The following is a 13,254-nucleotide window of genomic DNA, read 5'->3' on the forward strand; positions in this document are numbered from 1 at the left end:
TTGCTTCGTCGCCATGGTGCGAGCGCTCCTCGGCAGAGCTGCGAAAACACTGGAAATTGAATCCCGTACAAAAAAGTACGTCGTGCCCCGGTTTTGCCGCATTCGCGGTCAGAACCTCTTATATCGACTCCTAACGGGAGGCGTCAACGGCGCTTATCGCGGCCCGCGATCCGATGCCCAGCCGGCAACTCGTACACTTGGGGCCTTCTCGTATCGGCGTTCAGGTGATATGGGCCGCTCTTTACGTCCTGGGACCAAATCGAGGATTCGGTCACACCCATACCGGTGGGCCCTCTGGCGGGGAAGTGAGCGGAATTCGCCTCCCCTGCCTGAAGATGGGAAAGGCGGCAATAGCAAGATCGTCTTCTTGTCGGGCGGGTGAGGCGGCGGCACCGGAATCGCTGAACGGCCCGGTGTCAAGGCGCCGTCATCCTTGCCGGGATCCTCTGGTTTCGGTCCCTTTCTGCACGGTAGTCCGGCTCCCTCGAGGGGAGCCGAAACTCCGCTAAATCAGCGAGATAACAGAAGAGGGAATTGATATCGACTTTTCCTTGTCAGCGGCTTCTCCGGCCAGCGGGATAATGCGGATCCTCTTCGGCCTCGGAGAAAAGTTCCTCGCTCCACAGCCGCCGCATTTCCGCGCAGCCGTCCAGCAGCTCGGACAGCCGGCCGCGGCCGGCGACGCGCCCGCGGTCCAGGACGATGATCTGATCGGCCCGCTCCAGAGCCGCCTTCCGGTGCGACACCACTACGAGCGTCGCGGGGCCGCCGCCGTCTCCGGCCGCGGCGATCCGGTCCCACAGCAGCAGCTCGGTCTCGACGTCCAGCGCGGACGACAGATCGTCGACGACCAGCAACTCCGGTGCCCGCACCAGCGCGCGGGCCGCCGTCGCCCGCTGCACCTGACCGCCGGACAGCCGCACCCCGCGCGGCCCGACCACCGTGGCCGCGCCGTCCGGCATCCCGGCCAGGTCCTCGTCGAAGGCGGCCAGCCTCAGCGCGCCGGCCAGATGGTCGTCGGGCCGGCCGAGCAGCAGGTTCTCGCGCAGCGAGGCCGAGAACAGCCGCGGGACCTGGCTCACGTAGGCCGCCCTGGGCGGCACCATGAACGTGCCGGGGTCCTCGACGCGCACGCCGTTCCAGGCGATGGTGCCACCGGTGAGCGGCACCAGGCCGAGCAGGGCACGCACCAGCGTCGTCTTGCCCGACCCGACGGCGCCGGTGACGACCGTGAACGACCCCCGCCTGACCGTCAGGTCGACCTCCCGCACGCCGTGGCCGCCGCCGGCGTGGCGCACGCTCAGCCCGCGGATCTCGACCACCTCCAGCGGGTCGGCGCGATCGGGCACCGGGCCGGCGGGCGGCGGCTCGCGGTGGAACCACACGCCGCTGCTCCTCGACAGGTCCGCGGCGTCCTCGTGGCCGGCCATCAGCCCGGTGAGCCGCTCGGTGGCGACCGCGGCCTGTGGCAGCCGGTAGAGGATCCCGCCGACGGTGCGCGGCAGGGCCGCCAGCCAGCCGACGTAGCTGGTGAACAGCGCCAGGTCGCCCACCGTGAACTCGCCACGGCGCATCGCCGCCGCTGACAGCAGCAGGACCAGGCCGATGCTGACCTCGACGCTCGCGGCCGTCGCGGCGCCGAGCAGGTCAGTGGCCATGCCGTCCTTGACCGCGGCGGCGCGCCGCCTGCTGTTGTGCAGGCGCAAGCGCTCCAGCACCGCCTCCTCGGCCCCCGCGGTCTTGATCGCCAGAACGGCGCCGAACATCTCGCCGACGTAGGCGGTCACGGCCGCGCCGAGCGTGCGGGCACGCTGGTGCAGCCGCCTGACGACCTCGTTCATCAGCCGGCTCAGCACCCCGATCCCGATCATCGGCAGGACCAGCACGAGGGTGATCAGGGGGTCGATCGACACCATGATCGCGACCGCGGCGCCGCCGAAGAGGAGCGCCCCCGCGAGCGGCACCGACTCGTCGGCGAGCTCGACGAGGTCGCTCACGTCGTCGCGCAGCCGGCCCACCGACTCACCCGGCGCGTGCGGCAGCCTGGCCGCCGCGGGCCCGCGCGCGGTCATGACCGACCGCAGCACGTTGGCGCGCAGCAGCGTCGCGGCGGCGTCCCACCAGTAGACCCCGTAGGTGAAGGCGACGACCAGGACGGCGCCGCGAACCAGCTCGACCCCCACGAACGCCGCGCACAGCCACAGCGACACCTCCAGTGCGGCGGCGCGCTGCCCGCTGATGTGGTCGAACAGCGCCCGCAGCAGCAGCCCGCCGGCCAGCGGGATGACGCTGACCGGCAGCCACAGCAGCGCGCCGATCAGGTACCGGCGCAGGTCGAAACCGGTCAGCCGGACGGCGACCAGCAGGGCGGCCCTCATCGGCGCACCCCCGCCACATCCAGCAGCCGCCCGAACCGGCTGCCAGGGTCGGCGGCGAGGTCGGCGCGCCGGCCGTACTCGACGATCCTGCCCTCGGCGACGACCGCGATCTTGTCGACCCGTGACAGCGACGACAGCCGGTGCGCGATGAGCACCCCCGTCCGGCCGGCCAGCAGCCGGTCGATGCTCCGCTCGACGCGCCGCTCGGTGACCGGATCGAGCCTGCTCGAGGCCTCGTCGAGGATGACGAGTCCCGGGTCGGCGAGGAACGCCCGCGCCAAAGCGAGCAGCTGCGCCTCACCGGCCGAGACGCCGCGCAGCTCGGTGTCGAGCCCGTCGGGCAGCCCGGCCAGCCACGGGCCGAGACCCACCTCGTCCAGGACGGCCCGCAGCCGGTCATCGTCCGCGTGCGGCCGGAACAGCGTCAGGTTGTCGCGGACGCCGGCGGCGAACAGCTGCACGTCCTGCGTGACCGCGCACACCCGCCGCCGCACCGAGGCGGGATCGGCCGCGCGCAGGTCCAGCCCGCCGACCAGGACCGCGCCCTCGGTCGGGTCGTACAGGCGCAGCAGGAGCCTGGCGATGGTCGTCTTGCCGCTGCCGGTCCTGCCGACCAGGCCGAGCGTCTCGCCCGGCGCCAGCGTCAGGGTGATGCCCGACAGCACCTGCTCGTCGTCGCCGTAGGCGAACCCCACGCCGTCGAGCTCCAGGCCGAGCGGTCCCGCGGCAGGCAGCGGACGCGGGTCCACGGGGTCGGGCAGCGCCCGCCGCCGCGCCAGCAGGTCGCCGACCCTGGCGAACCCGGCCAGCGCCGACTGGTACTGCCGCAGCTGCTCGATCAGCCGCTCGAAGGGCGCGCGGACCATCAGCGTGTACTGGAACAGCAGGACGGCGGTGCCGACGGTGAGCGTGCCCGCCTGCTGCGCCCACGCGGCGAGGGCGAGGATGATCGCGGTGCCGGCCGCGAACGCCACGCCGGTCGAAGCCAGCAGGACGCTGCCGATCCGCGAGGCCCGCAACTCCTCCCGGTACCAGGAGGAGGCGACCTGGTGGAAGCGGTAGACGGTGTGCTCGCCAGCGCCGTTGGCGCGGATGTCCTCCGCGCCGGCCAGCCATTCCTCGAGGTGGCCGAAGAGCATGGCGCTCGCCGCCCGCGACCGGGCGGCCGTCGGTACGGCCAGCCGCTGCGCGCGGGCCATCCCGAAGCCGGCGAGCAGGCAGTAGGCCAGCAGCGCGCCGCCGATGAGGGGATCGACGGCGAACACGACGACCAGCACGCCGCCGAGCAGCAGCAGGCTCGCCACGACGTCCATCAGGAACGCGACGACGAATCGGGCGACGGCCACGACGTCGCCGTCCACCCGCTCGATCATCTCGCCGGGCGTGTGCCGGCCGTGGAAGGCCATGTCGAGGCCGAGGGCGTGCTGGGCCAGCCGCTCCCTGAGCCGGTTCGTGCCGTCCCAGGCGAGCCGGCCGGCGAGCCAGGCGGTGACCACGCGCGCGGCCTGCGCGGCCACGGCGACCGCGAGGAAGGCCAGGGCGAGCAGGACCAGGTGGCGGGTGCCGGCTCCGGCGACGGCGTCGTCGACGAAGCGGCGGGTGAGCTGGGGCGCCGACAGCGGCAGGAGCGTGGCGGCGCTGATGGCGGCGGCGAGCGCCACGGCGGAACGGCGTCCGGGCCGCAGCTCGCGCAGGACGCCGGTGATGGGTGTCGTCATCGGGCGGCGTCACCGCCCGGCGCGGGTCTACCGGCGGCTACACAGGCCGCCGTCGGTGGGGTCAAGGCGTGCACGAAGCGTCATGTCCTTGGGGTCGGGGAAGGTTCGCGGCTGGGTGGACATGAACGCTCTCCGCATCGCTGCGCTCCCTTTCTCGACGACTCGCTGCCCGGGAGTACAACAGACGGCCGCACCGGCGGACAACCGATTTTGCCGGCCGCCGTGGGCCGTACGGCCGTACTTCCTGCGTCGTAGCCGAAGGAGTCTTCCCTCGTACGACGACCGGAGGCGGCCGGCACCGCGACGATCACGGCATGGAAGACACACTGCGCGCCCTCGTCAAAGGCGCTGTCCTCACCCCCGGCCACGAGCGCTACGACACCGAACGGCAGGCGTGGAACCGCACTATCGACCCCCGGCCCGCCGCCGTCGTGGAAGCCGAGGGCCCGGGCGACATCCGGGCCGCGATCGCCGTCGCCCGCGAACACGGCGTGCCCTTCGCCGTGCAGTCGACCGGGCACGGCACCCTCGTGCCGGCCGACGGCGGCATCGTGCTGAAGACCTCCCGCATGGCCGAGGTGCGCGTCGATCCCGAACGGCGCACCGCGCGCGCCGGCGCAGGAGCGGTGTGGTCCGACGTCATCGCCGCCGCCGCGCCGTACGGGCTGGCGCCCGTGTCCGGCACGCCCGCGATCGGCGTGGCCGGCTACACGCTGGGCGGCGGCACCGGCTGGCTGTCGCGCCGGTACGGCTACGCCGCCGACAACCTGCTGGGCGCCGAGGTCGTGACGGCCGGCGGCAGGCGCCTCACGGTCAGCGCCGAGGAGCATCCCGACCTGTTCTGGGCGCTGCGCGGCGGCGGCGGCAACGTCGCGGTCGTGACGTCGCTGGAGTTCGCGCTGCACCCGGTCACCGACGTCTACGCGGGCATGACCCTCTTCCCCGCCGAGCGGGCGGCCGACATGCTGGCCCGCTACCGGGAGTGGGCGCCGGACGAGCCCGACGAGTCGAACACCTCGATCATCCTCATGCGGATGCCGGACACGGGCGGGTGGGCGCTGGCCGTACGGGCCTTCTACACGGGCGGTGCCGAGGCGGCCGAGCGCTGCCTGGCCCCGCTGGTCGACGCGGCGGGCCCGGCGCTGGCCGGCGGGTTCGCGGCGATGAGCTTCGCGGAGGCGGCGACCGCGTTCGGCGGTCCCCCTCCCCCGCCGATGGCCGTGCGCCAGCACCTCGACCTGCTGCGCGAGGTGCCGGACGACGCGATCGAGGCGATCGTCAAGGGCGCGGAGCAGCCGGTGAGCGCGATCGAGCTGCGCCACTGGGGCGGGGCCATGGCGCGGCCCGCCGAGGGGGCCGGCCCGGTCGGTCACCGCGACGTGCCGTTCTCGGTGATCACGACGGCCGTCCTGGACGGCTCCCGCGACGCCGCCGAGGTGGACGAGCGGATGCGCGAGGTGACCGGCTGGCTGGGCCCGCACGTCACCGGCGGGTCGTTCCTGAACTTCCTCACCGACCCGGGCCGGACCGCGGCCGCCTACACTCCCGCCGACCACGCGCGACTGGCCGAGGTGAAGCGGGCCTGGGACCCGGACAACATCCTCGGGCGCTCGCACAACATCCCGCCCGCCGCGGCCGCCCGCGCGGCTTCGTGAGGGCCGTGACGCCCCGGCGCCGGCCGGGTCGGTGTCCTTCAGCGTCCGTGTCGCCGGCCGTGCAGGGCGGCGGCCTGGAACGCGCCGATGCGCAGCCGCAGCGAGTCACCGCCGCGGGGTCACCCCGAGAGCCTGCGCGGCGGCCGAGAGGGAGCCGTGCCGCTCGATCAGGGCGAGCAGCTGCAGTTGCGCGGGATCGGGGAGCATCAAAAAATCTTATAAGAGCCTTGATGATCATTCGCTTCTGTTGAGGGCGGGCCGCCGCGAGACTGGGAGCCCCACCCACGAGCGCCTGACATGAGGTTCCGCATGCCCACCCAGCTACCCGTCTTCGTCGTCACCACGTGGCTGCTGGCGATGCTGCCGGGCGCGGGACAGGCGCTCGTGCTGCGGCAGACCCTGCAGGGCGGCCGGCGGGTCGCCTGGGCAGGCATCGCCGGAACCTGCACCGGCCTGCTCGCCTGGACCAGCGCCGCCGCCGCGGGGCTGTCGGCCGTCCTGCTGTCGAACCCCGCGGCGTACGCGCTGATCCGCGTCGCAGGCGGAATGCTGCTGTTCGGGCTCGGGGTGAGCACCCTGCTGTCGGCTCGCAGGACCGCCACGCCCGCCGCCCACGGCGGACCGGCCGCCTCCGGCTACCGGCGCGCCTATGCCGCCGGCCTGGCGACCAACCTCGCCAATCCCAAGGCAGGCGTGTTCGCGATCTCGCTGCTCCCCCAGTTCCTGACCCCGCACGGCCCGGTGCTGCTGTCGAGCCTCGCCCTGGGGGCGCTGTGGGCGGCCGTCACCGGCTGCTGGTACCTGCTGTTCACCTGGACGGTCGACCGCGGACGGGCCCTGGTGTCCAGCCCGGCCGTCCACCGGGGCCTGCGGATCGCCACCGGCTGCGCACTGCTGGGTCTGGGCGTGGCGGTCGCGGCCGGGCTCTAGCCATCCCCTCGTCAGTCAGCCCCTCGGCTCATCGGCGGCCGGGACGGGGCCACATGGCGTCGAGCCGGTCGGCCGTCGCCCGGTAGGCGGCTTCCTGCGCCGGGGTGAGGACGACGTCGGCGCCGGGCCCCGCGGCGGCCAGGCGCTCGCGCAGCACGATGGACTCCGCCGTGTCCGCCAGATCCAGCAGGCCGCTGACACCGGCGGCCACGACGACGAGTTCCGCGCCGGACAGTTCCTTCCGGGCCGCGTCGAGGACGTCCCGTACCGTGTCGCTGCCGGGCTCGCTGGTGTGGCCTGGCGTGCCGTCCCCAGGGCGATCGCCGCGGGCGCAGGTGCCGAGCGCGGCGGCGGCCGCCGACAACGTCGCCACGTCGACGGGGTCGATGTCGACCAGGCGGAGTGGGACGTGCTCGATCCGGCCGCCGGGGGCGTACAGCCGTCCCCCGAGCCGGGCCCGGACCGCGCGCCGCCCTTGGGTGGGCGCCACCGCCCGCCACAACCTCCGCAGCGCCGCCAGTGCTGCCCCGTGCGCCAGCGGGCTCGGCAGCACCGCCCCGCCGTCCTCGGCGGCCCGCAGGTTCAGCAGGAGCTCCTCCAGCTCGCCGATCGCGCGGGCCAGGTCCTCGCCCAGATCGGGCACGAGGACCGCGCGCGGGCCGAAGCCGGTCATGCGCCGCTCCCCGTGCGCGAGGAGCGAGAGGCGCGGGCGGCCGGCTCCTCAGGTCCATGGCCGGCGCCGATCTCGCGTCCGGTGCCGGCCGGACGGCGGTCCGGCGGCAGAGGACGGAGCGGGATCGTCATAGCCGAACGGTACGCCGCCTCCCGCGCCCACGCCCGCCGTCTTCGCGCACCAGGGGCGTCAGTCGCCGCCGAGGCCGTCGAAGTCGTTCCAGCCGGGGCTCTGGGACATGAGCTGGTCCCAGGTGGGCCAGCTCCCCCGCGTCTTCTGGCGGACGAGCTCACCCATCATGCTGTACGGCGGAGCCTTGTGCGGCTTGTCGAGCGCCTGGCCGACGATCGCGTCGCGCAGCGCGGCAGCGGCGTGCAGGCGGGGCAGCACGGCGTGGATGCGATCGGCGTAGCCCGCGGGGAGGGGGTGCGCCGCCGCGGGGGTGAGGTCGTATCCGGCGCCGGCCGTCACGAGCGCGATCTCGGGCCGCTTGCGGTGGGCGACCTCGAAGAACAGGTGGAGGGCTACCGCGTCCCAGACGATCTCGACCTTGTCAGGCGCGACTCCCTGCTCGGTGAGGAAGCGCGCGGCCACGTCGGCGCCGTCGACGTCGAAACGCTGGTCGCCGTTGCCCTCGTCGCTGAGTCCCACGTCGTGCAGGACACACCCCAAAAACAGCAGTTCGTCGTCGTAGTCATGGCCGGGTCGCAGACCCTGCTGTTCGCCGAGGAAGCGCCCGTAGAGGTAGGTGCGCATGCTGTGGTTGAAGATCGCCGGCTCTTCGATGTCCCTGGCGAAGCGCATCGCCTTCAACGCCGGCTCGGTTCGGGGAAAGGGCAGGTCGCCGTACATGTCCATCGGGTCAGCCTTCCTGGGCGCCGGGGGCGGGGTGTCGCACGTCGGAGTGGAGGCGGCGCAGGGCGAGCAGGCCGCCGACCGCCGGGACGCAGGCAAGCCGGCGGGCGCCGGAGGAGGCCCGCGGGACCAGCGACGCGGCTCCGATGACGGCGACGTAGCACATGCCGTGCACCGGGCCGACGAACGTCGTGATCGCCTTGGCGTGCACGGTGAGCAGGTTGACGATGAGGATCACCAGGGAGGCGGTCTCGAGACCGGCCGCGATCCGCAGGGCGCGCACGGACATCACGCTCCCGTGCCCGAGCCGGGTCGGACGATCATGAGGACCACCACGGTCGCCCATGCCAGGTTGTAGATCCCGGTGAACATCGACAGCCGGCGCAACCGCCTGCCGTCGTCGGGACGGCTGAGCGCGTCACGCTGGCGCGGGTAGATCTGCGTGGCCAGCAGGCCGCCGGCGACGGCGGTGAGAACCATGGAGATGGTGATCCAGATCTCGCCCATACGGCCCTGGCCACTGGCCAGGATGATCCCGGCGGCGGGCACGACGAGCCCGAGGATGCTGTAAACCCGGGTGATGCGGTGCAGGGCGACGGCCACCGCCCGGTTCCTGTCGCCCTGGTCGGGTGGCGGCGAGGGGTCGGCTGCGCCCGCGCCGGCCGGTAGGCCGGCGGCGACGGGCGCGTAGCGGGGAAACAGGCTCGTCGCGACGGCCGAACCGCCGACGAACACGATGCCGGCGAGCACATGCACCGACAGCAGCAGACCTTCCACAGGTCCTCCTCAGGTCATCCTTCAGGCAGGCTGAAACCTACCATGAACCTTCAGTCGGCCTGAAGGTAGCCCCTGTCCCGGCCCGCCGGGCCACACGGCCCGACCACGAGCGGCCGTTCTGGGCGGCGCCCCGAGCGGCGGCGATGGCCAGGACCGTGATCCGCTGAAAAGATCTCCCGAGAACTCCTGTCAGGGGCGAGACGGTGTGCCGTGAGGGTGTGAGATCACTTGCTGCCGTGTCCACCGTCGGTGGACGCCGCGCGCGGGCGACGACCAGGCACCCGCCGGGCCCGGACAGCGGATGACCAGCGAGGAAGCGAGGACAGAGACGAGTGTCAGATCGTGACGACCCGGTAGCCGGGGATGGACGAGGACACCGGCCGGGGCCCGGCGAGGACCCGGTGGACGTCTTCATCGGAGAGTTACGGGCGCTGCATCGGCAGCAGGGGTCTCCGTCGGTGCGGGAGCTGGCGGACCGGACCCGGCGCGCCCAGGCGCCCTACTCGAAGTCGGTCATCGGCCAGGCGCTGCAGGGGCATCGTCTGCCGTCGGAGGGAGTGCTGCGAGCGCTGGTTCACGCTCTCGGTGTCGACGATCCTCAGCCGTGGCTGGATCGCCGTGCACAGATCATCGCCGCCGGCAGAACCGCATCGACGGCGCGGCACAACCCTGTCGAGCAGGCGGCCGGCGAAGGCGCCGGCACCGATGAGCCGGGCGCCGCAGCCGAGGGCCCGGTCGTGGGCCATGCGGACGCCGGCGCCGGCCGCGGGCTCCTGACGCGGAAGAAGTCCCTGCGATGGGTGATCACGACGGCGGTCGTGGCGGCGACCGCCGTCCTCTTCGCGGCGGGGATGTCGGCGCTGGGCGGCACGGAGACGGCCGCCGGCCCCGGGCCCGTCGTGACAAAGGTGTCGCCCGCCCTGCCTGAGGCCGTGTCCTCCCAGGTGAGCGCCCCTGTCACGGGCTCCTCGCCAAGCCGTGCCACGCCTGCCGCCACGAACACCTGGAGCGCGGTGCACGGCCTCGGCTGCCAGGCGGAATGGTCCTACGCCGACCCCGGCTGGCGACCGACCGGCGGCGGCTGGAGGCAGGACGGCTGCACAGGCACGGCGCTGTTCCTGCAGGTGACGTCCGAGCTGGGCCATGCCACGCAGCTGGTGAACTGGTACTTCGACACCCGGCCGCACGCCAGGTGCACCGTCGAGGCCTTCATCGCCGACGACCGCCGGTCGGCCGGCACCGCCTACTACTACCTCGACGACGACGACACCACCGCCCCGCACCTGGGCGGACCGGTCACCGTCGACCAGAAAGCCCATCGGGGCACCTGGGTCACCCTGGGCAGCTGGCCGGTCCCCGGACCGGGACGCCTGACCCTCATCCTGGCCAACCAGCCCCATCGCGCCCACGACACCTCCACCGTGACGGCATCCGCGGCCCGCGCCACGTGCCGCTGGAGTGACGAATAGGGTCGGCCCGTCGGCGGCGTGTGCCGATCAACGGCCCCACATGGCGGGCCACGCCGGTCCGCGAGACCGGACCGGCGTGCGTTCAGCGGGGGTCGACGACGCGGCCGTGCCTGATGGCGCCGACCACGAGAAGCAGGGAACCGGCGACCGCCGCCACCCCGAGGCCCACCGCCACCCAGCGTGAGACCTCGACGAGCGAGGCCTGGTCGTCGAGCAGGACCTCCGACAGAGGGAATGAGGCGAGCGAGGCCACCAGGGCGCAGCCGCCCAGCACGCCGTACACCTTGCCGTTGGTGGGCGCGGTGGCCGCGCGGAAGGAAAGGGAGATCCCGGCCGTCATCAGGGCGAGGAAGGCGATCCCCCCGACGGTGTCCGCCGTGGTGAAGGACGCCGCGGGCCCGTCTGCCCGTAACGCCCTCCAGAGCAGGGTCAGGCCGACGTAACCCAGCGCACCCGTGGCCAGCCCCCCGACCGCCTGGTGGAGGGGCGAGGGCTTACCCGACCGCGTGTCGAGCTGTTCGGCGATCGTCGCCGCGTACTCCTTCGGGGTGCCGAACGCCGTCGTGGGGTCCTCGCCCGTCTCCGCGACGTGCGCCTCGACCTCCGCCAGCACCTCGCCGACCCGGACCCCCGAGATGTCGCGCAGGCGCAGCGCCAGCGTCAGCTCCTCGCGGTACTTCCTGTCGAGAGCGGTCATCCCTTGACTCCTCGCTCGATCACGCTGATCGCGGTCTTCGCGAATGCCGCCCATTCGGGCCCCTGCGTCGCGAGCGCCGCCCGGCCTTCGTCGGTCAGCCTGAAGAACTTCCGTCCCGGCCCGCCCTCTCCGGCCCGCCACTCGGCCTGTAGCAGGCCGTCGGTGGTCAACCGGTTGAGCAGCGGGTAGAGCGTGCCCGCCTTCATGTCGGGCATCCCGGCCCGGTCCAGGCGCTGGAGCAGGGCGTAGCCGTAGTCCTCGCCGGTCTCGGCGAGCAGGGCCAGCACGGCGAGGTCGAGCACCCCGCGCAGCCACTGTGTCCGCCTGGACGTCACGTCCGCCATGAGAGGAAGGTAACACCTACTAGTAGGTCTCGCATGGTAGTGGGGCGGGTAGCGCTCCTACGAGCCGGGCGCTCGAACCTCGCCCTCGCGCCAGTCGCGGTAGGTGGTGGTGAACCTGGCGGTGAGCTTGGTCGTCTCGTCGAGCGGGAAATGCCACGAGAGCTCGAACGTCTTCGGCCTGTTCCGCCCGTCCAGCACCAGCACCCACGACAGGCTGGTGTCGCCGGTTTCCCGCTCGGTGCGTTCGTCGCCGTGGAGCGCCCTGATCTGCCGCGCGAGCGGCGCCGGAGCCTTCCTGGTGACCAGTGCGCCGGCGTAACGGCGGCCCGAGGCGCTCACGTTCTCGGTCGTCCTGGCCAGATCGGCGATCACGCCCACCGCTCCCATGGTGTGAGGGCACCGGGCGTACAGCAGGATCGGCGCTCGGGACGGGTCGGGCACCTCCTTCCCGTCGATGTACTCGGTTTCGGTGAGGACCACGCGTTGGGTCAGCTCGAGATTCTCCGCCGTCACCGTCATGTCCATGCGGGTGTCGACCGACGACACCGCGTCGTGATCGTAGGACAGCTTCCCCTGCACCTTGGTGGCCCAGGTGCCCTGGGGCAGGAACCCCTCGAAGGTGAAGTCGGCCATGGGCGTCACGTTGACCGCGCTCTCCAGGGCGAGCGGGAGGTCCCGGGAGGTCGGCGGGGCCGTCGAGGAGCCGGTGGGGGTCGGCTGGTCGGCCATGTCGTCCCCCGGCGTGCCGAAGCCGCGCCACAGGACCACACCGGTGGTCGCCGCGGCCACCACGGCCGCCACCCCACCCGCCAGGAGAGCCCGCCGTGACGCCACACCGGATCCACGCTCCGCCGTCGGGCGCTCGCGCCCGACGCCATCGGTCGGTACGGCGCCGCCCGGCACCGTCCCGACCCCGCCCGGCATCCCTGCAACACCAGCGGCCGTCGGTACGGCGCCGCCGTGCGCCGCCTCGGCGCCGTGGCGCAGGGCGGCGTCCTCCTGCGCGGGCGCCCGCTCCCCGAGCAGCTCCAGCAGCAGGTCACGCGCCGACGGCCGGAGCGCCGGGTCCTTGGCCAGGCACCTGGCGACGATCCCGCGCAACGGTTCCCGCAGCTCGCCCAGGGCCGGCTCGTTGTGCAGGATGCGGTAGGCGGTCGCCGCGAAGGTGTCGTTGCCGAACGGCGGCCACCCGTTGGCGGCGTGGACCATCGTCGCGCCCCAGGCGAACACGTCGGACGCCGGCCCCACCGGCAGGCCGCGGAACTGCTCGGGCGCCATGTACGGCGGCGTGCCGGACGCGCCCTCCCTGGTCGCGGTGACGTCGACCAGCCTGGCGATGCCGAAGTCGATCACTCTGGGCCCGTCGGGGCCGATGAGCACGTTGCCCGGCTTGAAGTCGCGGTGGACGACGCCCGCCCGGTGGATGGCGGCCAGCGCGGTGGCGGTGCCGATGGCCAGCCTGGTCAGCGCGGCGCCGCGCACGGGCGCGACGGCGGCGAGGGCGGGGCCGTCGATGTACTCGCTGGCCACGTAGGGCGGCTGGTGGTCGAGGTCGACACGCAGTACGCGGGCCGTGCAGAACTCGGCGACCTGGCGGGCCGCGGCGACCTCGCGGGCGAAGGCACGGTCGATCCCGCCGGTCATGACCTTGACGGCGGCGAGCCCGCCGTGCTCGTCCTGCCCCAGGTAGACCGTGCCCTGCCCGCCCTGTCCCAGCTGACGGAGGATGCGGTATGGACCGATGCGCACGTATGCCTC

The 13,254-nt window shown here is 73.1% G+C and carries 12 protein-coding genes; 3 read left to right on the forward strand and 9 right to left on the reverse strand.

The window, feature by feature from the left end; translation table 11 throughout:
- Positions 1–554: 554 nt before the first annotated feature.
- Positions 555–2,378 (reverse strand): ABC transporter ATP-binding protein, encoded by a 1,824-nt coding sequence (locus ABZX22_RS36300; RefSeq protein WP_354918606.1) that lies wholly within the window; start codon positions 2,376–2,378, stop codon positions 555–557.
- On the reverse strand, positions 2,375–4,096 hold the full coding sequence (locus ABZX22_RS36305) for an ABC transporter ATP-binding protein (protein ID WP_354918609.1): 1,722 nt from the start codon (positions 4,094–4,096) through the stop codon (positions 2,375–2,377). Before ABZX22_RS36305 ends, ABZX22_RS36300 begins: the two co-directional genes overlap by 4 nt.
- A 314-nt stretch (positions 4,097–4,410) precedes the next feature.
- On the opposite strand from ABZX22_RS36305, the gene ABZX22_RS36310 reads away from it, so the two are divergent.
- Together ABZX22_RS36310 and ABZX22_RS36315 are read left to right on the forward strand one after the other, a co-directional pair.
- A complete protein-coding gene (locus ABZX22_RS36310) occupies positions 4,411–5,751 on the forward strand; it encodes an FAD-binding oxidoreductase (RefSeq protein ID WP_354918612.1) in 1,341 nt (446 codons plus the stop codon).
- A 309-nt stretch (positions 5,752–6,060) separates the two neighbouring features.
- Positions 6,061–6,681, forward strand: a complete 621-nt coding sequence (locus ABZX22_RS36315) for a LysE family translocator (protein ID WP_354918615.1) — start codon at positions 6,061–6,063, stop codon at positions 6,679–6,681.
- 28 nt (positions 6,682–6,709) lie between these two features.
- Here the strand turns inward: ABZX22_RS36315 and ABZX22_RS36320 are convergent, their stop codons facing one another.
- The 4 genes from ABZX22_RS36320 to ABZX22_RS36335 all read right to left on the reverse strand — a co-directional run bounded on the left by ABZX22_RS36320 (position 6,710) and on the right by ABZX22_RS36335 (position 8,986).
- Positions 6,710–7,354: a hypothetical protein gene (locus ABZX22_RS36320; RefSeq protein ID WP_354918618.1), complete on the reverse strand. Its 645-nt coding sequence runs from the start codon at positions 7,352–7,354 to the stop codon at positions 6,710–6,712.
- A gap of 189 nt (positions 7,355–7,543) precedes the next feature.
- Positions 7,544–8,212 (reverse strand): HD domain-containing protein, encoded by a 669-nt coding sequence (locus ABZX22_RS36325; protein ID WP_354918621.1) that lies wholly within the window; start codon positions 8,210–8,212, stop codon positions 7,544–7,546.
- Positions 8,213–8,216: 4 nt separating this feature from the next.
- Positions 8,217–8,498, reverse strand: a complete 282-nt coding sequence (locus ABZX22_RS36330; protein ID WP_354918624.1) for a hypothetical protein — start codon at positions 8,496–8,498, stop codon at positions 8,217–8,219.
- Positions 8,498–8,986: a hypothetical protein gene (locus ABZX22_RS36335; protein WP_354918627.1), complete on the reverse strand. Its 489-nt coding sequence runs from the start codon at positions 8,984–8,986 to the stop codon at positions 8,498–8,500. The genes ABZX22_RS36330 and ABZX22_RS36335 overlap by 1 nt, the downstream gene beginning before the upstream one ends.
- Before the next feature lie 401 nt (positions 8,987–9,387).
- On the opposite strand from ABZX22_RS36335, the gene ABZX22_RS36340 reads away from it, so the two are divergent.
- Positions 9,388–10,455, forward strand: coding sequence for a hypothetical protein (locus ABZX22_RS36340; RefSeq protein WP_354918630.1), 1,068 nt, complete (start codon positions 9,388–9,390; stop codon positions 10,453–10,455).
- An 82-nt stretch (positions 10,456–10,537) separates the two neighbouring features.
- Here the strand turns inward: ABZX22_RS36340 and ABZX22_RS36345 are convergent, their stop codons facing one another.
- From ABZX22_RS36345 to ABZX22_RS36355, 3 genes are read right to left on the reverse strand one after another with little or no spacing between them, the layout of a single operon-like run.
- Complete coding sequence (locus ABZX22_RS36345; RefSeq protein ID WP_354918633.1) at positions 10,538–11,152, reverse strand: hypothetical protein; 615 nt, start codon at positions 11,150–11,152, stop codon at positions 10,538–10,540.
- Positions 11,149–11,496 carry a PadR family transcriptional regulator gene (locus tag ABZX22_RS36350; protein ID WP_354918636.1) on the reverse strand — a complete coding sequence of 116 codons (348 nt, stop codon included), beginning with the start codon at positions 11,494–11,496 and terminating at the stop codon, positions 11,149–11,151. The genes ABZX22_RS36345 and ABZX22_RS36350 overlap by 4 nt, the downstream gene beginning before the upstream one ends.
- A 57-nt stretch (positions 11,497–11,553) precedes the next feature.
- Positions 11,554–13,245, reverse strand: coding sequence for a serine/threonine-protein kinase (locus tag ABZX22_RS36355; protein WP_354918639.1), 1,692 nt, complete (start codon positions 13,243–13,245; stop codon positions 11,554–11,556).
- Positions 13,246–13,254 lie beyond the last annotated feature (9 nt).

This window comes from Nonomuraea sp. NPDC003804 (assembly GCF_040610675.1).
GTDB lineage: Bacteria > Actinomycetota > Actinomycetes > Streptosporangiales > Streptosporangiaceae > Nonomuraea.